This window comes from Variovorax sp. GW822-FHT04E09, from assembly GCF_058800845.1.
In genome coordinates this window covers 939,756-965,601 of sequence record NZ_JBXAMR010000002.1, presented here as the reverse complement: position 1 = coordinate 965,601, position 25,846 = coordinate 939,756, and the positions used below count along the sequence as shown (strand labels likewise).

The following is a 25,846-nucleotide window of genomic DNA, read 5'->3' as shown; positions in this document are numbered from 1 at the left end:
CACTACGCGCTGCCCCAGCCCCCGCCCAGGGCCTTGTACAGGTTCACGGTGTTCACCGCCGCCTTGAGCTGCAGTTCGATCAGCTGCTGCTGCCCGGTGTAGAGCTCGCGCTGCGCGTCCTGGCTCGAGAAGTAGTCTTCCATGCCGCTGCGAAAGCGCGTGCGCGAGATGCCGGCCACCTTCTCAAGCACCTGCACGCGCGCCTGTTGCGCCTCCAGCTGCGGCTGCAGGTGGTCGCTGGCGATCAGCGCGTGGGCCACCTCGCGAAAGGCGACCTGCGCCGCCGATTCGTAGCCGGCCATCGCGGCGGCCAGCCGCTCTTCGCCGGCGCTCACATTGGCCGACCGGCGACCCCAGTCGAAGATCGGCAGCGACACGCCCAGCACGCCGGCCCAGCTGCTGTTGCCGCTGCTGAGCAAGGTCGACAGCTCCTTGCTCACACCGCCGGCCAGCGCCGTGAGCGAAATGGTCGGCAGCATCGCGGCCTTGGCCGCGCCCACGCCGGCGTTGGCGGCCTCGACGCGCGCGTAGGCCGCGAGCAGGTCGGGCCGGCGCTGCAGCAGGCTCGACGGCAGGCCGGCCGCGACCTGCGCGGTGGAACGCTCGGGCCAGGGCCGCGCGCCGCCCGTCTCGGGCGGCACGGGGCGCCCGACCAGCACGTTGAGCCACTGCAGGTCCTGTGCGACACGCATGCGGTATTCCTCCTGCCGCACGCGCGCGGTCTGCAGCAGCGACTGCACGCGGTACACATCGAGCTGCGCGGCGCCGCCCACGGCGCGGGCGCGACCGATCGTGTCGGCATTGGCGTTCAGCGCGGCCTCGTTGGACTCGGCCAGCGCGAGCAGGGCACGGTCGGCGCGCAGCGTGAGGTAGGCGTTCGACACCTCGCCCACGAGGTTCATGCGCGCGGCCGCGTGGTCCTTGTCGCCGGCCTCGGCGAGCGCGCCGCTTTGTTGCGCGGTGCTCTGCTGCCGGCCGAAAAAATCGAGCTCGTACGACATCACGCCCGCCTGCACGTCGAAGCTGTTGGACACGCGCCCGTCCGACGGCAGGTTGCCGACCGGGCTGAGCGAGCCCTGCGGCGTGGTCTGCGCGCGCTGGGCATGCGCCGACAGGCCCAGCGCCGGGAACAGCGAAGCGCGGTTGCCCGCGTAGTTCGCGCGCGCCTCGCGGGCCTTCGCGGCATAGGCGCGCAGGTCGCGGTTCTGCTCGAGCGCGGTGGCGATCAGGCCGCGCAGCTCCTCGTCCTGCACGAAGCTGCGCCAGTCCACGGGCTGCGCGCCCGGCGCCGTCGCGCCCGCAGGCCACTGCGAAGGCACCGACAGGTCGGGGTCTTTGAGCGGCGGCGTGAGGTTGCACCCGGTCGTCACCAGCACGATGCACACGGCCAGCACCGCGAAGAGCAGGCGCAGCGACAGCCGCGCGAAGCCCGCGCCCGGCGCGCGCATGCCCGCACTCGCGAACAATGCCGACGCCGCCTGCCAGGGCCGCACCTGCACGGCCACGTGGCTCGGCGGCACGTTGAAGACGTGGCGCACCAGGTCTTCGCGCTGCGCCTCGGTGGCGGCGAACTTCAGCTCGGCGCCCGCCCTGCCGCGCGCGGCGAGGTGGGCCGGCAGCCAGCCGACCGGCTCGACATGCACCTCCAGCGGCTGCCCGACGCGCAGGCGCTTCAACGGCCCCCGGCCTTCGAGCAGCGCGCCGTCGGCCGCGATGTTGACGAAGCGCGACTCGCCCTCGCCCGCGGCCGTGCGCACCCGTGCCCGCGCACGCCAGGGAAAGCGCTCTTCCTGCTGCGGGCGCGGCAGGTCGACGCAGGCCATGAGCGCGCTCAGGCACAGCACCAGGGCGATGCCGGTCCACACGAGGTTGAGCTGGTCGCCCGGCGTCAGCGCCTCGCCGCCCAGGGCCGCCATCGCGGCCGCGCCCTGCAGCGCGACGAGCAGGCCGCCGAAGACCGCCACCAGCTTCCAGTGCACCACGGTGCGCGAGCGGTCCAGCCCCTTGGCCGTCACCTTGAACGGATGGCCGAAGGGCTTCAGCATCGCGCGCGCCAGCGTGCCGCTCACGGCCATCGCCGCCACCAGCTGGCTCACCTCGCTGAACACGGGCAGGCAGCGCCGCTGGCTGACCCAGTAGCTGTAGGCCCAGAACATCACGAGCGACGGCAGGCCGTAGGCCGCAAAGGCCTGCGGCGTGGCATGGAAGGCCGAGACGCCGGCATACCAGTACAGCGCCGGCGCCAGCAGCACCAGCACCATGAAGGGCTTGCCCAGCCAGTGCAGCAGCCCGTGCAGGAAGTGCATCCGCGCCGACAGGCTGTAGCCCGGGCCGCGCAGGGGCCCGTCGGGCAGCAGCGCGAGCTGCACGGTGCCCAGGCACCAGCGGCTGCGCTGGTTGATGTAGTCGATGATGCTCTCGGCCGACAGCCCGTTGGACAGCCGCTCGCCCAGCCAGCGCGTGATGCGGCCGTGGCGCAGCAGCAGGTAGGTGGTGTGGATGTCTTCGCACACGCTGCCGACCGGGAACCCGCCGGCCTCGGTGATCGCGTCGCGCCGCACGATGAACGAGGTGCCCACGCAGAACGCCGAATCGACCGCGTCCTTGGCGGGCTGCAGCACGTCGAAGAACACGCGCTGCTCGTCGACCCAGCTGTCGGTGGCGCGCAGGTTGTGCTGGATGGGGTCGGCGTTGTAATAGAACTGCGGCGTCTGCACCAGCCCCACGCGGCGGTCCTCGAACAGGCCCAGCATGCGATAGACGATCTGGCGCTGCGGCGCGAAGTCGGCGTCGAGCACGAGGATGAACGGCGCGTCGGTCACGCCCGCGGACAGGCGCAGGCCGTTGTTGAGGTTGCCGGCCTTGGCATGGCGGTTGTCGGGCCGTCGCGCGTAGTGCACGCCGCGGCGCTCGCAGTACGCGCGCAGCCAGTCGCGCCGCGTGTCGTCGAGCACCCAGACGTTCAGCCGCGGGTAGTCGATGGCCTGCGCGGCGATGATGGTCTTCTCGAGCACGGCCAGCTCTTCGTTGTAGGTGCAGATGAAGACATCGACGGCCGGCACCTCCTCGCCGCGCGCATGGCGTTCGCGCAACGCGGCCTCGCCCCGGTCGGCCTGCGCGCGGTTGTCGCGGCGCCGCATGAGCATGTGGATCGACATCAGCGTGTAGACGATGGCCGTGAGCTCGAAGCCCAGGAACACCCAGGCGAACAGGGTCTCGAAGCCCAGGTCGGAGGGCGGCATCGTGGCGACCACGCGCCAGACGGCGTAGCGCAGCAGCAGCAACGCCGTGAGCGCGCCGAACAGCACGCGGTGGGTGATGCGCTCGACCCTGGCCCAGGTCATGAGGAGCAAGGCGAGCCCCCCGACCAGGGCGTTGAGCTGGAATTCCGGTGTGGCGATCAGGCTGGACATGAGTGGACTTCCGATGCGGCGGTCTTGCCGGTGAAGGGGTTGAAACCCGTGGCGGCCAGGGCGATCCAGGCGGTCGCGCCCAGGTGCGGCCAGCGGTAGTAGAAGAAATCGGCACCGGTCGAATCGGGGCCGATGGCCAGGCCGGTGGCAATGCGCGTGCTCGGCGTGGCGTAGTACAGGCCGTTGCCGGCGCGCTGCGAGGCCAGCAGCTGCCACAGCGCCTCGGGCGCCGCGCCCTTGCGGGCCACCAGCGTGGCGGCCGCCTGCGCGCTGCCTTCGGTCCAGATGCCGTCGGGCTCGCGCGAGAAGCCGTAGCCCGCACCGACGCGGTGGTGCTTCTCGACCCAGTCGAGGCTGCGCACCCAGGCGCAGGAGCCTTCGGGCGCCGCGAGCAAAGGCCACAGCTGTGCATCGAGGCCGGAGCCTTCGGTGGAGAGGGTGGCGCCATCCTCCTTGGTGCCGATGTGAAAGCGCTGCTCCGACGGGTTCCACATGCGGCCCACGAAGTCGAGCGCGGTGCGCGCCTGCCTTTGCTCCGCCGCGTCGGGCTGGCCGTCGGCGCGCACCGCGCGTGCGGCCCACGCCGCCGCCACGGCGATGTCCAGGTTGTGCTCGGTCGACTTCCAGGTCTGCGCGCGCTGGGCGTTGTCCCAGCCGTGGCGCCCGCCGTTGTAGCCGTCGGGGCCGTTCCGGGCGCGCGTGTTCTGTTCGGTCCAGGCCAGCAGCCGTCGCGCGGTCGCCAGGTAGGCGGGCGTGGGTTCGGCCTGGTGCAGGTTCAGCAGCAGCAGCGCGGCCCAGGCCACGTTGCCGGTGGCGGTGCTGACCTGGTAGGCGTCGGCGATCCACTGCTTGCGCCCGGCGTCCCAGCGGCCGGGCAGCGCGGGCTTTTCCTCGGTGACCGGGCCGGCGCGGTAGGCATTGCGCACGCGCCCGTCGGGCATCGTCTGGTCGTGCGCCACGGCCCGCACCACGGCGTCGCCGATGCGCCGCGCGGCGGCGCGCTCGCCGCACGCCAAGAGCGCGATGCCGGCCAGCGCGTTGTCGTAGGTGAAGGCGGCACCCGCCAGCGCAGGCTCGAACGGCGGCTCGCCCTGTGCATTCGCCGGGCGGTAGCTGGTCAGGAACAGCGGCCCCGACGTCGCGCCGCCCTGGTCGCGCGCGACGGCGCGGCGCAACCCGTCGCAGCTCTCGCGCGCAAGGGCCTTCTGCGTGGCGCCGGGTGAAGGTGAAGGAGCAGCTGCAGCAGCGATGCCGGCGAGCGCCATCGATGCGGCGGCGCACCGTGCCACGGCACGGAAAGAAAAAGGGATCGACATGGCGTTCTCGGTGGGCTGCGCGACATGCTTTCTCACGCCTTGGCGAGGCTGGCCGAGACCACCTTGCCCGGCACGCACAGGGTCTGGCGGCTGCCGTCTTCCGAGGGCGGCGGCTCGGGCGCCTCGATGCGCGCCACCGCATAGATCGAGCCCTGCTCGGCAAAGGGGAAGGGCACGCTGTACGTGCTCTGCAGTGCGTCGGAGGCCACGGGCAGCAGCTGCTCGACGCGCGCCGGCACGTCGACGTTCTGCGCCACCTTCACGTCGAGCTTGGAGCCAACGCTCAGCCGCTTGGCGAGCCGCGCGGGAAACACGGCGACCACGCCGATCCGGCTGCAGTCGGTCACGCGCACCAGCGAGGAGCCCGCCGTGACATACGCGCCCTCGGGCGCAAGCACCGTGTGCACCATGCCGGGCTGGCTCGCCTTGACCTCGTAGGCGGCGAGCTTGTCGACGCGGCGGCGCTCTTCGTCCTCGAGCTGCGTGATCTGCGCGAGCTGCTTGACGATCGCGGTGCCGTCCTGGCGCGCGCGGTCGCTGCTGTTGCGCAGCGCTTCACGCCGGCTCGCGAGCGTCTGGAACAGGCTGTTGCCGCTGGTGCCCACGAAGGCGCCCTGCCCCGCGCTCGCCACCGTCTGCGCCTGTCCCGCGAAGGCCTGCTCGGCCACCGCTGCATTGGCACGCGCGGTGCTCAGCTGGGCCTCGGACGCGTTCATCACCTGTTCGCTGATGGCGCCTTCTTTCAGCAGCGCTTCGTTGGTGCGCACCTTGTTTTCCTGCTCGGCGACCACGCTGTGCGCCACGTCGCGCTGGCGCTGTGCGATCTCCCAGGCGTCCCAGGTCTGCGCCAGCGAGGCCTGGCGGGTCACCTGCGCCTGCTGGCCGATGGAGCGCATCTCCTGGCTGTCGGACTTGTACTGGTTGCCCAGCTGCGACAGCTGGCTTTGCAGGGCCAGGCGCTGCGTGGTCAGCGTGGTGAGGATCTCCTGGCTGACGGTCGGGTTGCGCACCGTGGCCACCAGCGTGCCGGGCGCCACCGCATCGCGCGTGCGCACCGCCATCTGCGTCACCACGCCGTTGATCGGCGAGGTGACGATGCCGACCGGGGCCTGCAACACGGCCCGCGTGGCCTGCGAGGACAGGAGTGGCTCGACCAGCGTGGCGACCATCAGCCACAGCACGAAGGCCAGCAGCGCATAGGCTGCCAGCTTGGGAACGAAGGCGCCCCGCTGGCGCCGGGCACGTCCGGCACCCGGGGCGCGCGGTCGGCCCGGTTCCGACGGAAAAGGAATGGGTCTGGACACTCGCATAACCACCTCTTGGAAACATCGACGGCATGCCGGCGAACGGCATGCCGTCTGGTGAAGAAAGAGACTCGAATCAACCTCCCGACCCCTCGGTCCGCGCCTCGATTTTTCGTGCTGCGGTGCAATAAAGGTACGCCCAAAGCGCGGCCCGTCCTGCTTCCGGGAGAAACAAGATGTGCGAACTTCACATCTACTTTTCGGCCGCGGACCGGGCGAAGTCCTACATAGGTGTTGCGGCGGTGGGGGTTGACACGGGCTGGGCGTGTCGGCACGCGCGGAACAGCGCGTGATCGCGTTTGTCTCGAAGGTCCACGGGCATCGCACGGGGCAAGGTCCGATGAAGCGGCCCGCTGCGCGCGCGGCGTCGAGAACGCGGCTTCGGCGTCGGGTTCAACAGGCCGTAACGATATTGCCGCGATTGGTCACAGCCGCCGCGGGGGCGCTGTGGCGGGCACGCATCAGCGACGGTCATCAACCCCGGCGAGCTCTATGCCCTGCGCGACATCAGGGCCCGCCCAGGCTGCGGCATGCGCGCGTTCTTCCTTTGCACCACCGGCTTTTCGGCGGTTGTCCTACACCTTGGGCCGCGCAGAAGACTAGACCTGTAGCTGCGCCGGTTCAGTGCCGTGCACACCCCATTTCCTGCCGTGGACCACGGCCGCCCAACTTACTTTTTCTTCAAAGGATTCCAGATGCGAAAAGTCAACGCTGTGATGACCCGCGATGTCGAGGTCATCAGTCCCGACGCCACCCTCGCGGAGGCCGCCAGGCGCATGCGCGACGGCGACTTCGGGATGATGCCGGTGGGCGAGAACGACCGCATGATCGGCGCGATCTCGGACCGCGACATTGCCGTGCGCGGCATCGCCGAGGGACACGACGGCAACGCCAAGGTGCGCGACGTCATGTCGGACGGCATCCGCTGGGCCTACGAGGACGACGCCGTCGATCATGCGGCGCAGCTCATGGCCGAGCACCAGATCCGGCGCCTGCCCATCGTCAACCGCGACAAGCGGCTGGTGGGCATCCTGGCGCTGGCCGACGTCGCGGTGAAGGAGCCCAAGGTCAAGCCGGCCGCCGAGGCGCTGTGCGGCATCTCGCAACCCGTCGAGGCCTGAGAAGGTCTGACCAGGCGAGGTCCTTCACCCCGATTCACTGTCCCTTCCCTTTCTTCCTGGAGGACTTGCCATGCACGTCGCACCTTTCCACCTGCTCGCAGCCGCCGCCATCGCGGCGAGCCTCGCCGTGACCGGCTGCACCGTCACCCGCCCCTCCGGCGCGGCGAACGACATCCCGGCGTCGTCGGCATCGGCCATCGACGCCCAGGTCGACGCGTCGCTGGCCCGCCTCTATGACACCGTCGCCGGTTCGCGCGCCCTCGTCGCTGGCGCGCAGGGCGTGCTGGTCTTCCCGTCCGTGGTGGGCGGAAGCTTCGGCATCGGCGCCGACTATGGTCGCGGTGCCCTGCGCAGCGGCGGCCGCACGCAGAGCTACTACAGCACGACCGCCGGCTCCATCGGCTTCCAGGCCGGTGCGCAGTCGAAGGCCGTGTTCTACGTGTTCACCTCCAGGGAGGCGCTGGACAAATTCCGCCAGAGCCGGGGCTGGACGGTGGGCGTCGACGCGACGGTGGCGCTGGCACGCTACGGTGCCAACGGCGTCGTCGACAGCAGCACCTTCCGGCAGCCCGTGGTCGCTTTCGTGATGACCAATGTGGGCCTGGAGGCGGGTGCGTCGGTGCAGGGTGCGAAGGTCACCGAAATTCGACCTTGATGCCCGTCAGCGGATGACGGGCATCCGGTCGGAAGCGCCATCGACAAGGAGCGCCCGTCATCATGCTCAACGGAGCCGAAGCTCACCCGATCCAATCTGCGACGCGCGCGTTGTTCGACCGCTATGAGCGGGAATTCAATGCGGGACTGACCGGCGAAGCCGACCTCGAAGCCGTGGCGGCGCTGTATGCCGCGTGCTTCATTGCCGCCTCGCCCGCCGGCGTCTTCACGGGCAGGAACGATGAAGAACTCAGGAGCGTGTCCGCGAAGGGGTTCAAGCATTACCGCGACACCGGCGTGCAACGGATGACCGTGCGCAACCTGGACATCTCGGCCATCGACGAATTGCACGGGCTCGCCCGCGTGGCGTGGAGAGCGATCTACAAGGTCGAGGGCGCGCAGAAGGTGATCGACTTCACCAATGTCTATCTGGTGCGGCTTGAGGGCGGCACCGCGAAGGTGTTCGGCTGGATCACCGGCGATGAGGCCGAGGTGCTGCGGCAGCACGGCATCGGTTGAGAGGCTGCTGGGGGCCGAGGGATGTTGGCTGGAGCGGGGACTCCGCCCCACCTACCACCACGCCTACCTGATGCCTTCACGGCCAAGGAACGAAACTCATGGAAAACCTGACCCATACCGACCGCGCTCGCTTTGCGATGCTGCAAAACCTCGCCGATGAACTTTCCAGCGTGGCGGCCGATGCGCTGGAGCCACATGCGGGGCAGCCTATCGGCGACGACGCACGTACAGCGCTTGCTGCGGATGTGTTCCAGGCGCTCACCAGCAGGATGCCGCCGCTTGTGAATGTGCGGCATACGCTGGACGCTATCTAGCAGGGTGCCGATAGACCGATAACGGTCCATGCGCCGCACCACGAACAGGCCCGCTTTGGCGGGCTTTTTTTCGGCCTACTGCGCCACTTCCAGTGCCAGCAGTATGTAGTGAGCAACCAATTCGCGCACACCCGCATCGCTCTTTACGTTGATTGGGTTCGGGTCTGCACGCTCACTATCCGCAAAGTGCTTGAGCGACGTTTGGCCGTTTGCGTCGAAGGCTGTTGCACCGAGTGGATGGAGTTTTTTTCCCTCGTCTCGATCACATAAAAAGAACTGCAGTTCGCCTCCAGTGTCCTGTAGCAGTCGCGCTGAAAAGATGCAACGAAGACGCCTCCCTGCAAACGCTATTTCGAAGCTTTGGCCATCGGCTGAGAGCGGGCTGGCACTCCAAAGACCAGCATCGTTTGCGGCCTCAGTCTCCGCAGCAAACCCTTTGAACACGCGTTGCAGTGCCGCATATCGCCCAAGTGAGCGCTTCAGAGCGTCTATTGGGTGAACTTTTTGGACTGTTGTCATCTTGACTCGCTCCGTTGTTAAGCGAGGCAGCATAGATGAACACGGACACCTGAACGCGCGAGTTATCCGCGATCTTCAAGCGCGACCAGATGGTGCAGGCTAACTTCAGCCTTCGTTCGATGGCCTAACGGCTATGGCTTGCTCACCCTTGAGCACCTTGATCACGGCAGCCTGAAATTCCTGGCTTTGAGTTTCCCTGAAGACATAGCCTTTGGGGTAGTACGCGTTGTGCTGCAACGTGGTTTCCGAAAAAGGCGTGTTTAACGCTGCCGCCATTGCTCGCAGCAAGCCATAAAACAGTCGGTTGTGTTCAGCCCACGCCGCCTCGCGCGCCGCTTCGGAAGCTGGCTCTTCTTTCGATAGCTCTCTGAGATATAGGCTCCAAGCGTCCGCGACCGCAGCGAATTGTGCCGCAGGATAGACAAGGTCAATCCGATTCAACGCAGCCACATGCTCGGGTGACATACGTGCCCCGCGAGTGCTCATAAGAATGTGAAAGACCTTCTCTCGCGCGTTCTTTAACGCAGCTTTCGCTCTGAGATATTCCGACGCCTGCACGGCAACGAAAGGGCTGATCAGAGTAGCGGCAATGATCAGAATGTCGCTAAGTTTGAGTGTCCAATCCATCGCATCCATCCTCGAAGCTTCAAAAGAAAGGCGGCCGCTAGGGCCGCCACAATTTCTACCAAGCAGAAGCTACTCACCCTGCTCCGCTAATCTCACAATCAATCGGCGGCGAAAGGCCGCGACGGCTTCTGCAGCGTCCTCGGCGCTTTGTACCGAGCCGAACGCGCCTTTATAGATCGCCTCAGGCGAGTTCTCAAGAATCTTCAGCAGAATACCGTCGGCCTTGCCAGCCGCCAAATCGACATCCATTTGTGCTCTCCATCAGTTGTAACGCCGAGATTGTGCGGTCTAGCAAGCCTGATCAGCGCAGTGGAAACCAGAACACAATCTTTGAAATGGAAATCACACTCGCCGTATCCCTCTTGACGTTTTTGCTTGGGCTCTGGGGTGGCCACTACTTCAGCTTGCTGCGCGAAAAGCGAAAAGAGTTCAATGACATCGCCGACCGGATGCGAGAGCACCTTATGGCTGAAAGTCCTGAAGTCTTTTACATGTGCCCCTCCCCATCGGGCTTTGAGTTCGATCAGCTACGCGCGTTGTCACCTTGGTGGAAGCGTGCAGGTCTAACGCGGGCGAAAGAGAGATACGAAGCGGCCAAGGCTGACTACTCGCAAACGGATTCCGGTAGCACCTACCAAAACAACGTTGCGGAAGCGAGGGGAGCGCTGGAGGGTCTGCTTACCTATGCAGCCAGAAAGTGAACTAGGTGCGCCCGTAGTTGGGCCAGTAGTTGGGTAGCCGCCAAAAATCGGTCTAAGTTATTGACCAACTGGAGCGGGTGAAGGGAATCGAACCCTCGTATGAAGCTTGGGAAGCTGCCGTTCTACCATTGAACTACACCCGCAGCAGGCGCGAATTCTAACGTCAGTTCACTCGCACACGGCGCACGCTCAGGTCTGCAGCGCATCCCTTCGCAGCCGCAGCGCCGCACGCCCTTGCGGCGTGATGAGCAGGACGACGGCGACGCGCGGGCCCGTGCCGCTGGCGGCCGGTGGCAGCACGGCTTCGATGAGGTGCGCGGCGACCAGCATCGTCGCGCAGTGGATGTCGGCTTCGTCGCGGACCGCCATCGGGAACGACGCGTCTTCGATGCGCTCCAGAAAGTCCATGGGCATGGGAAGGCTCCTGAGGAAACGAGGCGCAGTCTAGGTGGTTGCGCCCCCGAAATGCGGGTCCAGATAGGTCGCTTTTGTAACCAAATCGACAGGTCGCACGGTGGGAGCGTCGTGCGAGAACTTTCGCCCGACAGCGCCTCGCCACCCGCGTCTCAGCGCGGTGCACGCATCCGTGCGAAATCGGCGCAGGCCAGCACGATAGGCCCGTGCGGGTCGGCCCTGAAGCGCGCCACCGCCGCCGCCGAGATCACGTCGAAATGCCGCTTGCAGGCATGCAGCGTGTGCTCGCCGATTTCCTTCGCGCCGAGCGCATCGTGCAGCACGTCTTGCGAAATCTGCGCCAGCACGCGCGCGCCGTCGGGACCGTCGGGGTACACGGCGAAACGCACCGTGGCCGTATCGAAGCAGTAGATGCCTTCGAAGTCCATCGCCTTGTCTCCTTCATCGCAGCGCAAGGATTCGGCGCGCGCGCTGCGCAGCGTGGTGATGGATTTGCACGCATGTTGAAGAAGGAAGCGGCCTACAGCTGCGGTCCGCGCGCCTGGCCCTCACCCGGCCTCGCCCACGCGTGCGGCCTTGGCCCACACGAAGACCGGACACCTGGCCGATGCGGCGTGTCCCGAATGCGGGCACACCAGAGGCCATGGCCCGTTCCGACACGCCCCTCGCAACCTACCAGGCGAAGCGCGACTTCGCCGTCACCGACGAACCCGCCGAAGGCGGCAAGGCCCGGCCGCACGCGCCCGCGTTCGTGGTCCAGAAGCACGCGGCGCGGCGGCTGCACTACGACTTCCGGCTCGAACTCGACGGCGTGCTGGTGTCGTGGGCCGTGCCCAAGGGGCCGAGCCTCGACCCCGCGCACAAGCGCATGGCCGTGCATGTGGAAGACCACCCGCTGTCGTACGCCGGCTTCGAGGGCAGCATTCCTGAAGGCCACTACGGCGCGGGCGACGTCATCGTGTGGGACCACGGCACCTGGGAACCCGTGGGCGATCCGCGCAAGGGCTTGGCCGCGGGCAAGCTCGCGTTCCGGCTGCATGGCCAGAAGCTCGAAGGGCTGTGGGAACTCGTCAGGATCGCCAAGGGCGGCGAGCGGCAGGAGCCCTGGCTGCTGTTCAAGAAGCGCGATGCCTTTGCGCGCTCGCATGCCGAGTACGACGTGGTGTCCGCGCTGCCCGACAGCGTGGCCGGGGCGCGCAAGACCGCCAAGGCCAAGGCCGCGCCCACATCGCCCGCCTTGCCCGCGACGGGCGCGGTGAAGGCACGCCTGCCCGCCAAACTTTCGCCGCAGCTCGCGACACTCGCCACCGGCGTGCCCGAAGGCGCCCCCGGCGACTGGATCTTCGAGATCAAGTTCGACGGCTACCGCCTCATGGCGCGCATCGGCAACGGCAAGGCACGCCTGCTCACGCGCGGCGGCCACGACTGGAGCGCGAAGCTGCCGAAGCTGGTGGCCGAGCTGGAGCGCCTGGGCATCGGCAACGCCTGGTTCGACGGCGAGATCGTCGTGCCCGACCAGGACGGCACGCCCGACTTCAACGCGCTGCAGAACGCACTCGACCGCGAACGCGCCGACCCCATCGTGATGTTCCTGTTCGACGTGCCCTTCTTCGAGGGCTTCGACCTGCGCCACACGCCGCTCGCCGAGCGCCGCCGCCTGCTCAGGCAGTTGATGGACGCGCGCGCCACGCGCCGCCTGCGCTTCAGCAGCGACTTCGAGGCCGATGTCGATTCGATCCTGCAATCGGCCTGCCGCATGAACCTCGAGGGCGTGATCGCCAAGCGCGCCGACGCGCCGTATGTCTCGCGCCGCAGCGACACCTGGCTCAAGCTCAAGTGCATCCGGCGCCAGGAGTTCGTGGTGTGCGGCTACACGCTGCGCACCGACAGCCCGACGCGCATCGGCAGCCTGATGCTGGGCGTGCACGCGAAGAACGGCGAGCTGGTGTCGGTCGGCGGCGTCGGCACCGGCTGGAACGACCGCGAGGCGCGCGACATCCGCCGCCAGCTCGCCGCGCTCGACACCGACCACGCGCCGTTCACCGGCGGCGAGGCCAAGCCCGGCCGCCGCCGGCCGGGCGGCACGCGGCACTGGGTGAAGCCCAGGCTCGTGGCCGAGGTGCGCTTCGCCGCATGGACGCCGGACGGGCAGATCCGCCACGCGTCCTTCGTGGCGATGCGCGACGACAAGCCGGCGTCGGAGATCGTGCATGAAGAACCCCGCGACATCGCCCCTGCTTCACGTGCAAAGGGCACGAAGGCCATGAAGACCTCATCGAAGAAAACCGCCTCCACCGTCGGCGGCGTCGCCGTGAGCCACGGTGAGCGCGTGATCGATGCGGCTTCGGGCCGCACCAAGCTCGACCTCGTGCGCTTCTACGAATCGGTGGCCGACGACATGCTGCCGCACCTGAAGGGCCGCCCCTGTGCGCTGGTGCGCGGGCCGCAGGGCGTGGGCGGCGAGATCTTCTTCCAGAAGCATGCCGAGAAGGTCCACATCGCCGGCGTGAAGCAGCTCGACCCGGCCCTGTGGCCCGGTCACCCGTCGATGCTCGAGGTCGGCACGCGCGAGGCCTTGCTGAACGCGGCGCAGTTCAACGTGATCGAGTTCCACACCTCGAACGCGACCTCGACGCACTTCGACCGGCCCAACCGCATGATCTTCGACCTCGACCCGGGCAAAGGCACGCCGTGGGCGCATGTGCAGGAAGCCGCGCTGCTAATGCGCACGTTGCTCACCGAACTGGGACTGGCGTCGTGGCTCAAGACCAGCGGCGGCAAGGGCCTGCACGTGGTCGTGCCGCTGCGCATGCACTACGACAACGACACGGTGAAGGCCTTCTCGCGCGCCATCGTGCAGCACATGGCCCACGTGATCCCCTCGAAGTTCGTGGCCAAGAGCGGGCCCTCGAACCGCGTCGGCAAGCTCTTTGCCGACTACCTGCGCAACGGCGTGGGCGCGACCACGGTGACGGCCTACTCGGCGCGGGCGCGGCCCGGCATGGGCGTGTCGATGCCGGTGCGCTGGGACGACCTCGCCGGTCTCAAGAGCGGCGCGCACTGGACCATTGCCACCGCGCGCGAGCACCTGTCGTTCCAGTCCGAAGACCCCTGGGCCGACTACTGGACCACGCGGCAGCCGCTGGGCGAGGCGATGAAGCGGCTCGGCTTCAAGAAATAACCAAGGAGACACACCATGGCCACGAGAACCCTCTGGAAAGGCGCCATCACCTTCGGGCTGGTCCACATCCCCGTGGGCCTGCACACCGCCAGCACCGAACAGGGCATCGACTTCGACTGGCTCGACAAGCGCAGCATGGACCCCGTGGGCTACAAGCGCATCAACAAGCGCACGGGCAAGGAGATCGCGCGCGAGCAGATCGTGAAGGGCTTCGAGTACGAAGACGGCAAGTACGTCGTGATCTCGCCCAAGGAGATCGAGGCCATCTACCCGCGCACCACGCAGACCATCGAGATCCAGCGCTTTCTCGACGTGGGCGAGATTCCCTTCGTGTACCTGGAGCGCCCCTACTACCTCGCGCCGATCAACAAGGGCCAGAAGGTCTACGCGCTGCTGCGCGAGGTGCTGGTGAAGACCGGCAAGGTCGGCCTGGCCAAGGTGGTGATCGCCACCAAGCAGCACCTGGCACTGCTGATTCCGTTCGGCAAGGTGCTGGTGCTCAACCTGCTGCGCTGGGGCGACGAGATCAAGGACGCCGACGGGCTCGACCTGCCGGCCGCCGGCATCAAGGGCGCGAAGCTGTCGGCCGCCGAGATGAAGATGGCCGAGCAGCTGGTCGGCGACATGTCGGGCCCGTGGAACCCCGACGAGTTCAAGGACGAGTTCAAGCACGCCGTGATGAAGATCGTCGAGAAGAAGGTCAAGGCGGGCGACACGGAGACGGTGGTGCAACCGGAAGAAGAAGCACCTGAGGGCGGCGCCGAGGTGATCGACCTGACCGAGCTGCTCGCGCGCAGCCTGCGCAGCGGCAAGCGCACGCCGCCTGCGGCGAAGAAACGTGCGGCGAAGTCGACGGCTTCTGCACGCAAAACCGCGCACAAGCCTGCGGCCGCCAAGCGCGCGAAGAGCGCGGCCCGCAAGGCGGCCTGACTAACGCCGCGGCGCTTTCTTCGCTGCCCCCGGCAGCGCCGCCACGCGCTGCGCCAGGAAGTCGACCAGCACCTGCACCCGCAACGGCAACTGCCGGCGCGGCGCATAGAGCAGGTGCAGCTCCTGCGCCGGCCCCATATGCCGCGCGAGCACGCGCACCAGCCGCCCCTGCGCCAGCAGGTCCGCGACCATCCACGTGGGTTGCAGCGACACGCCGGCGCCGGCCAGCACGCTGTCGAGCAACGCCACGGCGTTGTTGACGCGGTAGCGGCTGCGCACCGGCACGGCCACCGCGCCGTCGGGGCCCGTGAGCAGCACGCCGTCGTCGCCCGCCGCATAGCGCAGGTAGTCGTGCGCCAGCAGGTCCTGCGGCGTGCGCGGCTTGCCGCGTGCGGCCACGTAGTCCGGCGAAGCGACAAGCACGCGCGGCCAGCTGCCCAGGTGGCGCGCGACGAGGTCGGGCGGCAGCGCGCCGCCGACGCGCAGCGAGACGTCGATGCGCTCCTCGCGCGGATCGACGAAGCGGTCGTCGAGCACCAGCTCCAGTTCGATGTCGGGGTACAGCCGCAGGAACTCGACCGCCATCGCGTTGAGGTGCCGCTGCCCCAGCGTGACCGGCGCGCTCACGCGCAACAGGCCGCGCGGCTGTTGCACCTGGGCGCGCGCATCGGCCACGGCGTCGCCGTAGTCCTCGAGCATGCGGCGCGCGCGTTCGTGAAAGCGCTGGCCCTCCTCCGTGAGGCTCAGGCCCGTGGCCGCGCGCCGCAGCAGCCGCACGCCGAGCGATCGCTCCAGCCCGGCGACCAGCTTGCTCACGGTGGGCTGCGTGGTGTCGAGCGCGCGGGCCGCGCCCGAGAGGCTGCCGAGTTCGACGCTGTGCACGAAGGCGGAGAGTGCGCGAAGGGTGTCCATGGGGTCATTCGAATCAGGAATGCGATGCATGCCATTCTGCCTTCTACCCCTCGTGATTCGAATGGAAGAAAGTTCGCCCATCGACACTTCTTTCACCTGAGGACATTCATATGACCGCTTCGCGACTCACCTCCCTCCTGCGCCAGGGCGCGCTCGCCCTTTCCCTCGCGGGCGCCGCCACCGCTTCCATGGCCGCGCCCACGCACTGGAGCCCCAGCTGGATGGCCGCCACCCAGCCACTGTGGGACCCAAGCTTCGTGCTGCCCATCGGCATCCCCGCCCGCTTCGAGCGGCAGACGCTGCGCCAGGTGGCGCGCCTGAGCATCGGCGGCACGCGGCTGCGCGTGGTGATCAGCAACGAAGGCGGCACCACGCCGCTGCACATCGGCGCGGCGCGCGTGGCCCGCCATGCGAGCGGCTCGGCGGTCGTCGAAGGCACCGACCGCGTGCTGCGCTTCGGCGGCCGCAGCGACGTGACGCTGCCGCCCGGCGCGCGCCTCGTGAGCGACCCGGTCGACCTGCCGCTGCCCGCGCTGAGCGAGGTGGCCGTGTCGCTCTACCTGCCGGAACCCAGCCAGCCCGCGGGCTTTCATTTCGACGCGCGGCAAACGCTGTACATCGCCGACGGCGACCTGAGCGCCGCCGCGCGGTTGCCGGCCGCCGCCACCTCGTGGAGCACCCGCGTCTACGTGAGCGGGCTGATCGTCGAGACGCCGCAAGCGCCCGTCACCGTCGTCGCGCTGGGCGACTCGATCACCGACGGCAACGGCTCGACGCCCGGCGCCCACACGCGCTGGCCCGACGCGCTGGCCGAACGGCTCGCGCCGCGCGGCGTGGGCGTGCTCAACGCCGGCATCTCGGGCGGCCGGCTGCTGAAGGACGGCATGGGCCGCGCGGCGCTCGAACGCGCGGGCCGCGATGTGTTCGCGCAGCCCGGCGTGCGCGCGATGGTCGTGCTGCTGGGCACCAACGACATCGGCTGGCCCGGTGGCCCCTTTGCACCGCAGGAGCCCGCGGTGCGCGCCGAGGCCGTGATCCAGGGCTTTCGCCAGCTGATCGAGATGGCCCACGCCCACAACGTGCGCATCGTGGGCGCCACCATTCCGCCCAATGAACGCGCGCTCGAAGGCACGCCGCTGGCCGGCCATCACTCGCCCGAGAAAGACAAAGTGCGCCAGGCCGTCAACCGCTGGGTCCGCGAAAGCGGTGCCTTCGATGCGGTGGTCGATGTCGACGCACTGCTGCGCGACCCGACCCGGCCGACACGGCTGAAGGCCGCCATGGATTCGGGCGACCACCTGCATCCCGGCGACGCCGGCTACCGGGCGATGGCGGCGGCCATCGACCTCGACGCCTTGCTGGACAACGATCTTCGATAGACTGCAAATATACTGTACATAAATACAGTCTTTTCTCTAGAATGGCTCGTCTCCAAGAACAACATTCGAGGCGACGCCATGACCACCGCCAACCCGCCTGCGCCCTCGGCGCAGGTGCTTTTTTTCTCCTCGCGACAGCATCCGTTGCAGTCGCGTTCGCGCACGACCGGCAAGACAGGCCGGATTTCGAACTGGCCCTTCCGCGTGACCCGGGAGCACGGCCACGACGACAGCAACGAACAGGATGACATCCGCGTTCAGGCGGCGCGCGTCATCCGGACGACGGCCGCGCACTGGTGGCCGCCGGAGCCCTGAACCGCCTTTTCATCCTTCTTCCCCCGGAGAACTGCAATGGACGACTTCAACCGTGGCGATGCGTTTGCGAACGAGCCCGAACCCGACTGGGACTCCCCCGCTTTCGAGAGGCAACGCCACCTTCTCATCGCGCTGTTTCCCGAGCCCGACGTGCAAGCGGCGATCGAAGCGCACCGCAAGGAATGGATCTGGCCCAAGGGCCACTACTTTCCTCGCAGCCCGCGACTGCACCTGACGCTCCACTGCTTCGGCGACCAGTCCAAGGAGGTCGAGAAACGCCTGCGTGAAGCGCTCGCCCAGGTTCGGGTCCGGCCCATGAGCCTCGTGCTGGACAGCTCGCGCACATGGCGCAACGACATCGCGGTGCTGCAGCCCGCCGAGCACGGCGCCTTGCGCACCCTGCATGCGGACATCGGCCGTGCCGTCCAGAAGGCGGGCATCGTCACGGAAACGCCGACGTTCACACCGCACATCACCATCGCCCGCCGCACCGAGGGCGCCGCCTACCCGATGCGCCTGCCGCCGATCCCGTGGCACGTGAGGAAATTCCTGCTCGTGCGCTCGTTCACTTCGCATCCCGTCGAGCACAAGGTGCTGGCCACCTACGAGGCCGACGAAGAAGACAAAGAAGACGCCGTCTGACAACGACGGGCCGGCTTTCGTGGCCTTATCGGGTGAGACAATTTTTGGCGCCCATCGAACCCACGCCACGCCCGCCGCATGCTGACACCACCCGATATCGCCCCCGACGCCGTTCAAGCGCGTCTCGCCGAAACCTACGGCCTGCAGGCGACACGCGCCGAATTCCTGCCGCTGGGCGCAGACGTCGATTCGGCCGCGTTCCGCATCGAGGCATCGGACGGCCGCGCCTATTTCCTTAAGCTGCGCCGCGGCGGCTTCACTCCCGCCGTGGTCGACGTGCCGGCCGTGCTGCACCACACCTATGGCATCGACGCCGTGATGGCCCCGCTGCTCACGCGCACGCGGCGGCTCAGCGTGCAGGACCATGGCTTCGACTGGGCGCTCTACCCTTTCTTCGACGGCGCTGACGGCTTCACGCGCACGCCGACCGACCGGCAATGGACCGCACTCGGCACCGCGCTGAACGCCATCCACCGCACCGAGCTGCCCGAATCGCTGCGGGCGGGCCTGCCACGCGAAAGCTATTCGCACCACTGGCGCGAAGGCGTGCGCCGCTACCAGCGCCGCTTCATCAACGGCGTGGCGGGCGACGATCTGGTGAAGCGCTTTCTGGCCTTCTGGGACGTGCACGACGAAGAGATCGATTCGATCGTCTACCGCAGCGAGCAGCTTGCCTCGATCCTGCTCGAGAAGTCGCTGCCGCAGGTGCTGTGCCACGCCGACCTGCACGCGGGCAACGTGCTGCTGGGCGACGACGACCGCCTGTGCATCGTCGACTGGGACACGCTGATCCTCGCGCCGAAGGAGCGCGACCTGATGTTCATCGGCGGCGGGGTCGGCGGCGTGTGGAACCAGCCGCGCGAAGAAGCGCTGTTCTTCCAGGGCTACGGCACGAGCGAGGCGGTCGACACGCTCGCCCTCGCCTACTACCGCCACGAACGCATCGTGCGCGACCTGCTCGAGTTCTGCGACCAGATGTTCGACCCGCAGGCCAGCCGTGAAGATCGCGAGGAAGGCCTGCGCCAGATGGCGAGCCAGTTCGAGCCGGGCAACGTGGTCGCCGTCGCGCACCGCGACTACGACGCCATCACCTGAAGCACCTGAAGGGCGCGGGTCAGATCAGCAAGTCCTGCGCGTCGTCCTCGAAGCCCGCCACGGGCTGTGCCTTGGCCAGCGCCAGCCACACCGAAAAAGGAATGCGCTCGAAGGCGCGGTGCACCGCGGCGCGCGCCACCACGAGGCGTTCGCCCTCGAGCACCATCACGCCGCATTCGGCTGGGATCTCGTCGGGCGACGCGATGCAGCGGCCCTTGGCGTCGTTGCCCAGCACGTACCAGCATTCGCCGCCCAGGTCGAGATAAGCCGCGCGCTTGTCGGGCTTGCGCAGGTCGCCCAGCAGGTCGGCGCGGCTGACTTTCACCTCGTGCACGATCGGGTGCGCATAGGCCTCGACGCTGGTGTTGCGGATCGAGAAGACATCGGGCCGCGCCATGCACCAGCGCGGCTTGCCGCCCTCTTCCAGCGGCGGCAGCCGGGCGCGCAGGCCCAGGCCGCGCCAGGCGATGCGGCCGCCGCGCGTCATCTCGCGCGCCACGCGCTCCACCAGCGCCTCGTGCGGCGACAGCGCCGCGCGGTTGACCGTGAGCGTGGTGGCGATGCGCGCAATGCCCGCGTCGGTCACGCGCAGCGTCTCGTGGCCCAGCGCGCTGCGCACGCGTTCGAGAAAACCGCCCGCGAGCAGTTCGACCTCGATGGTGTCGCAGCAGGGCCAGCCGGCCGAGCGGTAGATCTCGCGCAGCCGCCGTGCGTGCGGCTTTCCGAAGGGCACGGCCGTCTGCAGGGGCGGCGGGTCGCTCACCGGCGGCGGAAAACCGGGGTCCGTCACCGGGGGCATGACCGGCGGCGGATCGCCCTCGGGCGGCCGCACGGGCGGCGGCGGTGGCGGCATGGGCACATCGGGCGCGGGCGGCGGCGGGCCGATCGGCGTGGCGACGACCTCATCGGCAAGGGCAAATGCGGCGGTTGCGGCGAGTGCGGACATGGGAGGAACAGGTTAGCGAAAAGTGAGGGGCGGCGCGAGGCATGGAACGATCGGTTGCATTCGCAATGCCTCAGTGGAAGTCGCGGCTGGTGTTGCTCTGCGCCAGCCGGCCCAGCAGCGGCGTGAGGTCCTTGAAGCCGGTGGCGATCAGGTGCTGCACCTTGCCGCCGCTGTCGTCGTCGCGCTGCCAGGTGCCCTGCACCGCGAGCAGGTGCGACTTGAGCAGCGGCTCGCGCCAGGCCTCGATGACGTGGCTCCACACGATCACGTTGACGTTGCCGGTCTCGTCCTCCAGCGTGACGAAGATGGTGCCGTTGGCGGTGCCGGGCCGCTGCCGGCCCTTGACGATGCCGCAGGCGCGCACGGTCTGGCCACTGCGCGCGGCGCGCAACTCCACCGCGCTCAGGAGCCGCATGCGCGCCAGGCGCGGGCGCAGCAGCGCGAGCGGATGGCGGCGCAGCGTGAGGCCCAGCGCCGCGTAGTCGCCGACGATTTCCTCGCCCTCGGGTGCGGCGGGCAGCAGCAGCGCCTGTTCGTGGATCGGCACGCCCTTGAGCAGGGCCGACGAGCGGTGCTGCGCAGTGGCATCCCACACCTGCTGGCGCCGATGCCCCGAGAGCGACATCAGCGCATCGGCCGCGGCGAGCGCGGCCATGTCCTTGCCTTCGAGTTCGGCGCGCAGGGCCAAATCTTCGGTGCTGCTGAAAGGCGCTTGCGCGCGCGCTGCGAGCAGGCGCCTGGCGCCGGCTTCGCTGAGGCTCAGGACCCGGTTCAGGCCCAGCCGCACCGCCGGCTGGTTCTCGTTGCCCAGGCGCTCGGCGTAGCGCGTGTCGGTGCCTGGCGGCATGCGCGGCGCATCGGGCGCGCGGGCTTCGAGCGTGGTGTCGATCTCGCTGCACGTGACGTCGACCGGCCGCACCTCGACCCCATGGCGGCGCGCGTCCTGCACCAGCTGCGAGGGGCTGTAGAAGCCCATCGGCTGCGAGTCGAGCAAGGCGGCGAGGAAGCAGGCGGGCTCGTAGTTCTTGAGCCAGCTGCTGATGGTGACCAGCAGCGCGAAGCTCGCGGCGTGGCTTTCGGGGAAGCCGTAGTCGCCGAAGCCGAGGATCTGCTTGAAGATGGCTTCGGCGAACTCCTTCGGGTACTTGTTGTCCACCATCCCATCCACGAGCTTCGCGTGAAACTTGTCGAGGCCGCCCTTGCGCTTCCACGCGGCCATGGCACGACGCAACTGATCGGCTTCGTCTGCGCTGAACTTCGCCGCGATCATGGCGATCTGCATCACCTGCTCCTGGAAGATCGGAATGCCCAGCGTGCGTTCCAGCGCCGGCTTCAGTTCGTCTTTTTCATAGAGGATCGGCAAGCCCTTGCGCACCCGCTCGCGCTGCTTCAGGTACGGATGCACCATGCCCCCCTGGATCGGCCCGGGCCGCACGATCGCGACCTCGATCACCAGGTCTTCATAGGTGCGCGGCTTCAGGCGCGGCAGCATCGACATCTGCGCCCGGCTCTCGATCTGGAACACGCCGATGGTGTCGGCGTCGCAGATCATGTCGAACACCTTCGGGTCATCGTTGGGGATGTGGTGCATTTCCATCATCGAACCCCGCCAGCGGTTCATGTGGTCGAGCCCGCGGCGGATGGCACTGAGCATGCCCAGCGCGAGCACGTCGACCTTGAGCATGCCCATGGCCTCGAGGTCGTCTTTTTCCCACTGGATGACGGAGCGGTCTTTCATCGACGCCTTCTCGACCGGCACCAGCCGCGTGAGCCTGGTGTGCGTGAGCACGAAGCCGCCGACGTGCTGGCTCAGGTGGCGCGGAAAGCCCTTGAGCTTTTGCGTGTGCTCGATCCACTGCATCAGCTTGAGCCGGTCTTCCTTCACGCCGACGCGCGCGGCGGCCTTGTCGAGCTGCTCGCCGAGCACGGTGTCGTCGAACCAGTAATGGTCCTTGGCGAACTCGTCGACCAGCCGTTCGTCGATGCCGATGGCCTTGCCGACGTCGCGCAAGGCGCTGCGCGAGCGGTAGCAGATGACGACAGCGGCGATGGCGGCGCGCTCGCGGCCGTACTTTTCGTAGATGTACTGGATGACTTCTTCGCGCCGCTGGTGCTCGAAGTCGACGTCGATGTCGGGCGGTTCCTTGCGGTGGCGGCTCAGGAAGCGCTCGAACAGCAGGTGGCCTTTGTCGGGGTTGATCGCGGTGATGCCGAGGCAGTAGCAGACCGCCGAGTTGGCCGAGGAGCCGCGGCCCTGGCAGAGGATGTTCTTCGACTTGGCAAAACGCACGATGTCTTCCACCGTGAGAAAGAACATCTCGTATTCGAGCTCAAGGATGAGGCTCAGCTCTTTCTGCACTTGGCGGCAGACAGCCTCAGGAATGCCCGAGGCATATCTTTCGAGCGGATATTGCTTGAGTGCCCCCTCCCACGTCTTGCGCACCAGCGTCTGCGCCGCGGTCTCGCTGCTGCCCACGGTCTCCAGCGGGTATTTGTAGGTCTCGCGGATCACCTCGGGATCGAAACGGCACCGCTGCGCCACCTCCAGCGTGTTCGCCAGCATCGCGGGCAGGTACAGCTCGGCCAGCCGCACCCGCTGACGCAGGTGCCGCTCGGCGTTCGACTGCAGTGCAAAGCCGCACTCGGCCACCGTGCGGCCTTCGCGCACGGCCGTGAGCACGTCGTGCAGCGGCTTGCGGCCGCGCGCGTGCATGTGCACATCGCCGGCCGCGACCAGCGGCACGCCGGCCTGCTCGCCCGCCTGCATCAGCGTGACGAGCCAGAGGTCGTCGTCGAGTTCGTTGAACAGCTCCACGGCCAGCCAGAGGTTGTCGCCGTACAGCGCCCTGGCCGCCGCCAGGTCGTCCTGCACGGTGGCCGCATCCGGCATGCCGCCCGGCGGACGGTGCGGCACGAAGAGGACCTGGCAGCGCTGCAGCGAGGCCACGTCGCTCGTGTCCCAATCAACGCGGTACTCGCCCTTGGGCAGCTCGGTGTTGCGCGCGGCGGTGATGAACTCGCAGAGGTTGCCCCAGCCCTCGGTGTCGTTCGCGATCACCACGAGCTTGAAACGCTCGAAGCGGAACTCGCTGCCGAACAGCAGGCGGAATTCGGGGTGGCGCGGAATCGGCGGCTCGTCCGGGTGTTCGCGCTCGTAGGTGTCCAGCTTGGCGGGCAGATCGCGCAACGCGACATGCGCGCGCACGATGCCGGCCACCGAGCATTCGTCGGTGATGGCCAGCGCTGCGTAGCCGAGGTGGTAGGCGCGCTCGACCACCTCTTCGGACGTCGAGGCGCCGCGCTGGAAGCTGAAGTTCGTGAGGCAGTGCAGCTCGGCATAGCCGGGCAGGCCCGGCGCCGGGCGCAGCCGCTGCGGCAGCACATGCACCTTGGCAGGCTGGCGCTTGCGTTCCTCCTTGCCGCTCAGGTCAGGCATAGAAGCCTTGCAAATACCAGCGCACCTCGCCCGACGAAAAGCGCGTGGCGGGCCGCTCGCGAAAGATCCACACCAGGCCGGCCTCGGGGCTTTCGGCCACGTAGTAGTCGCGCATCGCGGGCTGGCCGCCGTCTTCTTCACCGCCCCACCAGCCGGCCTCCACGCGCTGCGGCCCGACCAGCTTGCGCAGCGGCCCGCAGTAGCACGGGCGCTCGCCGTCCATCTCGAGCCGCAAGGGCTCGGGCAGCAGCCAGGGCGGGTAGATCGCATCGGGCTGCGAGGCGGCGTCCTTGCGGGCCTTGTCGGGCGCCGGGGTTTTCTCTTTCTGCAGCGCGGGCCGCCACCGCTGCTGGCGCTCGGGCCGGTGGTCGGCCTGCGCGAGCGGCACCAGCACCTGGTCGGCGCCGAGCCGCACGCTGAGCCGTTCGACCATCTCGTGCAGCTTGTCGCCCTTGCGGTTGTCTTCCGGCAGGAAGCTGGTGCTGGCGCCGGCCAGCGGATCGGTTTCGAGCGTGCGCAGCTTCAGCCAGCTCGCGGGCGCGGCCAGCGTGGTGAGCGCGAGTTTTTCGGACAGCAGGCGGCGCAGGTGCGCCATGTCCTGCGTGGGCTCTGCCGTGCGCACGGTGAGCTGCTGGTGCGGCGGCAGGGTCACGCCGTTGAGGCGCCGCAGGTCGAGCGTCCATTGCAGCTCGAGCGCACGCGCGCCGCGCTGGCGGGCGCGCAGCCAGATCTGCAGCGCCGACAGCAGGCGGTTGGTCGACCACATGAGCTCGGGCCCGGTCTCGGCCAGCGCGGGCAGTTCGAGCTTCTGCTCGAACACGTCGGGCAGCGTGAGCCAGGCGTGGCTTTCGGGACGCAGGCCCCAGGCGATGTCGAGCGCCTCGCGCAGCCCGGCGCCGAAGCGGCGCGCCAGCCCGCCGCGCGGCAGCGCCGCCACCTCGCCCCAGGTGCGGCAGCCCAGGCGCGCGAGCAGGTCGAGGTGGCCTTGCGCGGCCGTCAGCGTGTCCAGCGGCAGGCCGGCCGGCACGTCGGCGGGCCGGTGCTCGTTGCGCGCGAACAGGCGCAGCCGCGCCAGCGCGATCAGGCTGGTGGCGCCCTGCGCGCCGCGCATGCGCGCGTCGGGCGCGGGGTTGAGGGCCAGCAGCTGGCGCATCAGCGGCGCGCGCCCGCCCCACAGACGCTCGCAGGCCGAAACCTCGAGCATCAGCGCCTCGTCCTGCCAGGCGACGTGCGGCGTGAACTGCAGCGCCCACCAGCCCAGAGCCTCGGGCGGGGGCATGTCGGGGGCGTCGGCTTCTTCGGACTCAGACGACCACTGCAAGGCGATCCAGTGCATCCGGGCCTCCTTTCCATGCGTCGATGCGCACCACCGTGGCCGACGGCGCGGCGGCCGGTGCCACGGGCGGCTGCAGGCGCAGCTGGCGCCGCACGCGGGCGGCAGCCAGCAGCGCGCTCATGCGGGCATTGCGCGCCGGCACCCGCACCGGCGCGGCCAACGGCGGCCCCCGGCGCTTGAGCAGGTGCAGCGCGATCTGCGCCGGGTCGTCCGGGCAGCGCTCGGCGCGCAGGCGCAGGCGCGCGGGCGAAGCCGACAGCGCCACCGACTCGGGCCGGCACACGAACAGCAGCACCTCGTGCTGCGCGGCCGCCAGCTGCAGCCGCCGCAGCTCGCCCACGCGGGCCTGCGGCAGCCAGGCGACGACGGCGGCGATCTCGGCGCAGCGCAGCGCCTGCTCGCAGGCCCACAGCCGCGCGGCCGGGGCGTCGCTGCGCACGCACATCAGCGCCTCCACCGGCAAGCCCTGCGCCGCCAGCGCGGTGCCGCAGGGCTCGTAGGGCGCGCCGACCAGCACCACCGGCCCGCCGCGCGCTTCCACGGCCTGCGCCAGCGCGGGCAGCAGCAGGCGCCAGACATGGGCCTCGGGCGTGGCCTGCAGCAGCTCCGTCATCGCGCCCACGGGCCAGCCGCCGCCGGGCAACTCGGCGTCGAGCGCGGCATGCCCGGTGGCCACGACCTGCGCGTCGGCCAGGCCGAGTTCGTCGGCGTGCCAGACGCCGCGGCCCGCGGCGGTGGAAAAGGAGTCGAGGAAAGGGAGGCCCATGATTGC

Annotated in this window: 24 protein-coding genes and 1 tRNA gene; 11 read left to right on the top strand and 14 right to left on the bottom strand. The window is 68.7% G+C overall.

Annotated elements, in window-relative coordinates; genetic code table 11:
• Window positions 1-2: 2 nt before the first annotated feature.
• The 3 genes from AC1RL8_RS11900 to AC1RL8_RS11890 are packed head-to-tail and all read right to left on the bottom strand — an operon-like array spanning window position 3 to window position 6,039.
• Entirely contained in the window at window positions 3-3,413 is a 3,411-nt protein-coding gene (locus AC1RL8_RS11900; RefSeq protein ID WP_492685421.1) for an efflux transporter outer membrane subunit, read from the bottom strand.
• Window positions 3,401-4,729, bottom strand: a complete 1,329-nt coding sequence (locus tag AC1RL8_RS11895; protein WP_492685420.1) for a hypothetical protein — start codon at window positions 4,727-4,729, stop codon at window positions 3,401-3,403. The genes AC1RL8_RS11900 and AC1RL8_RS11895 overlap by 13 nt, the downstream gene beginning before the upstream one ends.
• A gap of 32 nt (window positions 4,730-4,761) precedes the next feature.
• The gene (locus AC1RL8_RS11890) at window positions 4,762-6,039 is read right to left on the bottom strand and encodes an HlyD family secretion protein (protein ID WP_492685419.1); all 1,278 of its coding nucleotides are present in this window, start codon (window positions 6,037-6,039) and stop codon (window positions 4,762-4,764) included.
• A gap of 689 nt (window positions 6,040-6,728) precedes the next feature.
• On the opposite strand from AC1RL8_RS11890, the gene AC1RL8_RS11885 reads away from it, so the two are divergent.
• The 4 genes from AC1RL8_RS11885 (at window position 6,729) to AC1RL8_RS11870 (ending at window position 8,641) form a co-directional block, all read left to right on the top strand.
• On the top strand, window positions 6,729-7,154 hold the full coding sequence (locus AC1RL8_RS11885) for a CBS domain-containing protein (protein WP_062480639.1): 426 nt from the start codon (window positions 6,729-6,731) through the stop codon (window positions 7,152-7,154).
• Window positions 7,155-7,224: 70 nt separating this feature from the next.
• Window positions 7,225-7,809 (top strand): BPSL1445 family SYLF domain-containing lipoprotein, encoded by a 585-nt coding sequence (locus AC1RL8_RS11880; RefSeq protein WP_095744962.1) that lies wholly within the window; start codon window positions 7,225-7,227, stop codon window positions 7,807-7,809.
• A 62-nt stretch (window positions 7,810-7,871) separates the two neighbouring features.
• A complete protein-coding gene (locus AC1RL8_RS11875; RefSeq protein WP_492685418.1) occupies window positions 7,872-8,327 on the top strand; it encodes a DUF6841 family protein in 456 nt (151 codons plus the stop codon).
• A 98-nt stretch (window positions 8,328-8,425) separates the two neighbouring features.
• Entirely contained in the window at window positions 8,426-8,641 is a 216-nt protein-coding gene (locus tag AC1RL8_RS11870) for a hypothetical protein (RefSeq protein ID WP_492685417.1), read from the top strand.
• Window positions 8,642-8,716: 75 nt separating this feature from the next.
• On the opposite strand, the gene AC1RL8_RS11865 is transcribed toward AC1RL8_RS11870, so the two are convergent.
• From AC1RL8_RS11865 to AC1RL8_RS11855, 3 genes are all read right to left on the bottom strand, one after another.
• Window positions 8,717-9,160 carry a hypothetical protein gene (locus AC1RL8_RS11865; RefSeq protein WP_492685416.1) on the bottom strand — a complete coding sequence of 148 codons (444 nt, stop codon included), beginning with the start codon at window positions 9,158-9,160 and terminating at the stop codon, window positions 8,717-8,719.
• 105 nt (window positions 9,161-9,265) lie between these two features.
• Entirely contained in the window at window positions 9,266-9,787 is a 522-nt protein-coding gene (locus AC1RL8_RS11860; RefSeq protein WP_492685415.1) for a DUF6680 family protein, read from the bottom strand.
• A gap of 69 nt (window positions 9,788-9,856) precedes the next feature.
• Window positions 9,857-10,036 carry a hypothetical protein gene (locus AC1RL8_RS11855; protein WP_492685414.1) on the bottom strand — a complete coding sequence of 60 codons (180 nt, stop codon included), beginning with the start codon at window positions 10,034-10,036 and terminating at the stop codon, window positions 9,857-9,859.
• A gap of 86 nt (window positions 10,037-10,122) precedes the next feature.
• Between AC1RL8_RS11855 and AC1RL8_RS11850 the strand changes: the two genes are divergently transcribed.
• On the top strand, window positions 10,123-10,488 hold the full coding sequence (locus tag AC1RL8_RS11850; protein ID WP_492685413.1) for a hypothetical protein: 366 nt from the start codon (window positions 10,123-10,125) through the stop codon (window positions 10,486-10,488).
• A gap of 69 nt (window positions 10,489-10,557) precedes the next feature.
• Here AC1RL8_RS11850 and AC1RL8_RS11845 read toward each other — a convergent pair.
• From AC1RL8_RS11845 to AC1RL8_RS11835, 3 genes are all read right to left on the bottom strand, one after another.
• Window positions 10,558-10,631: transfer RNA gene (locus AC1RL8_RS11845), tRNA-Gly, on the bottom strand.
• Window positions 10,632-10,677: 46 nt separating this feature from the next.
• Window positions 10,678-10,902 carry a hypothetical protein gene (locus AC1RL8_RS11840; RefSeq protein ID WP_062472399.1) on the bottom strand — a complete coding sequence of 75 codons (225 nt, stop codon included), beginning with the start codon at window positions 10,900-10,902 and terminating at the stop codon, window positions 10,678-10,680.
• 152 nt (window positions 10,903-11,054) lie between these two features.
• Window positions 11,055-11,330, bottom strand: coding sequence for a hypothetical protein (locus AC1RL8_RS11835; protein WP_447743543.1), 276 nt, complete (start codon window positions 11,328-11,330; stop codon window positions 11,055-11,057).
• Between the two features lie 215 nt (window positions 11,331-11,545).
• Between AC1RL8_RS11835 and ligD the strand changes: the two genes are divergently transcribed.
• Window positions 11,546-14,083 carry a DNA ligase D gene (gene ligD, locus AC1RL8_RS11830; RefSeq protein ID WP_492685412.1) on the top strand — a complete coding sequence of 846 codons (2,538 nt, stop codon included), beginning with the start codon at window positions 11,546-11,548 and terminating at the stop codon, window positions 14,081-14,083.
• A 15-nt stretch (window positions 14,084-14,098) separates the two neighbouring features.
• Complete coding sequence (ku, locus tag AC1RL8_RS11825) at window positions 14,099-15,013, top strand: non-homologous end joining protein Ku (RefSeq protein WP_492685411.1); 915 nt, start codon at window positions 14,099-14,101, stop codon at window positions 15,011-15,013.
• Here the strand turns inward: ku and AC1RL8_RS11820 are convergent, their stop codons facing one another.
• Complete coding sequence (locus tag AC1RL8_RS11820; protein ID WP_492685410.1) at window positions 15,014-15,925, bottom strand: LysR family transcriptional regulator; 912 nt, start codon at window positions 15,923-15,925, stop codon at window positions 15,014-15,016.
• 110 nt (window positions 15,926-16,035) lie between these two features.
• Between AC1RL8_RS11820 and AC1RL8_RS11815 the strand changes: the two genes are divergently transcribed.
• The 4 genes from AC1RL8_RS11815 (at window position 16,036) to AC1RL8_RS11800 (ending at window position 19,356) form a co-directional block, all read left to right on the top strand.
• Complete coding sequence (locus AC1RL8_RS11815; protein ID WP_492685409.1) at window positions 16,036-17,304, top strand: SGNH/GDSL hydrolase family protein; 1,269 nt, start codon at window positions 16,036-16,038, stop codon at window positions 17,302-17,304.
• A 78-nt stretch (window positions 17,305-17,382) separates the two neighbouring features.
• Window positions 17,383-17,619 (top strand): hypothetical protein, encoded by a 237-nt coding sequence (locus tag AC1RL8_RS11810; RefSeq protein ID WP_070059288.1) that lies wholly within the window; start codon window positions 17,383-17,385, stop codon window positions 17,617-17,619.
• A gap of 36 nt (window positions 17,620-17,655) precedes the next feature.
• A complete protein-coding gene (gene thpR, locus AC1RL8_RS11805; protein ID WP_492685408.1) occupies window positions 17,656-18,261 on the top strand; it encodes an RNA 2',3'-cyclic phosphodiesterase in 606 nt (201 codons plus the stop codon).
• Between the two features lie 78 nt (window positions 18,262-18,339).
• Entirely contained in the window at window positions 18,340-19,356 is a 1,017-nt protein-coding gene (locus AC1RL8_RS11800; protein ID WP_492685407.1) for a phosphotransferase enzyme family protein, read from the top strand.
• Window positions 19,357-19,375: 19 nt separating this feature from the next.
• On the opposite strand, the gene AC1RL8_RS11795 is transcribed toward AC1RL8_RS11800, so the two are convergent.
• The 4 genes from AC1RL8_RS11795 to imuA all read right to left on the bottom strand — a co-directional run bounded on the left by AC1RL8_RS11795 (window position 19,376) and on the right by imuA (window position 25,840).
• Window positions 19,376-20,302, bottom strand: a complete 927-nt coding sequence (locus AC1RL8_RS11795) for a hypothetical protein (protein ID WP_492685406.1) — start codon at window positions 20,300-20,302, stop codon at window positions 19,376-19,378.
• A gap of 70 nt (window positions 20,303-20,372) precedes the next feature.
• Window positions 20,373-23,738, bottom strand: a complete 3,366-nt coding sequence (locus tag AC1RL8_RS11790) for an error-prone DNA polymerase (RefSeq protein ID WP_492685405.1) — start codon at window positions 23,736-23,738, stop codon at window positions 20,373-20,375.
• Window positions 23,731-25,074, bottom strand: coding sequence for a Y-family DNA polymerase (locus AC1RL8_RS11785; RefSeq protein WP_492685404.1), 1,344 nt, complete (start codon window positions 25,072-25,074; stop codon window positions 23,731-23,733). Before AC1RL8_RS11785 ends, AC1RL8_RS11790 begins: the two co-directional genes overlap by 8 nt.
• The gene (gene imuA / locus AC1RL8_RS11780; RefSeq protein ID WP_095744948.1) at window positions 25,043-25,840 is read right to left on the bottom strand and encodes a translesion DNA synthesis-associated protein ImuA; all 798 of its coding nucleotides are present in this window, start codon (window positions 25,838-25,840) and stop codon (window positions 25,043-25,045) included. Before imuA ends, AC1RL8_RS11785 begins: the two co-directional genes overlap by 32 nt.
• Between the last annotated feature and the right edge of the window lie 6 nt (window positions 25,841-25,846).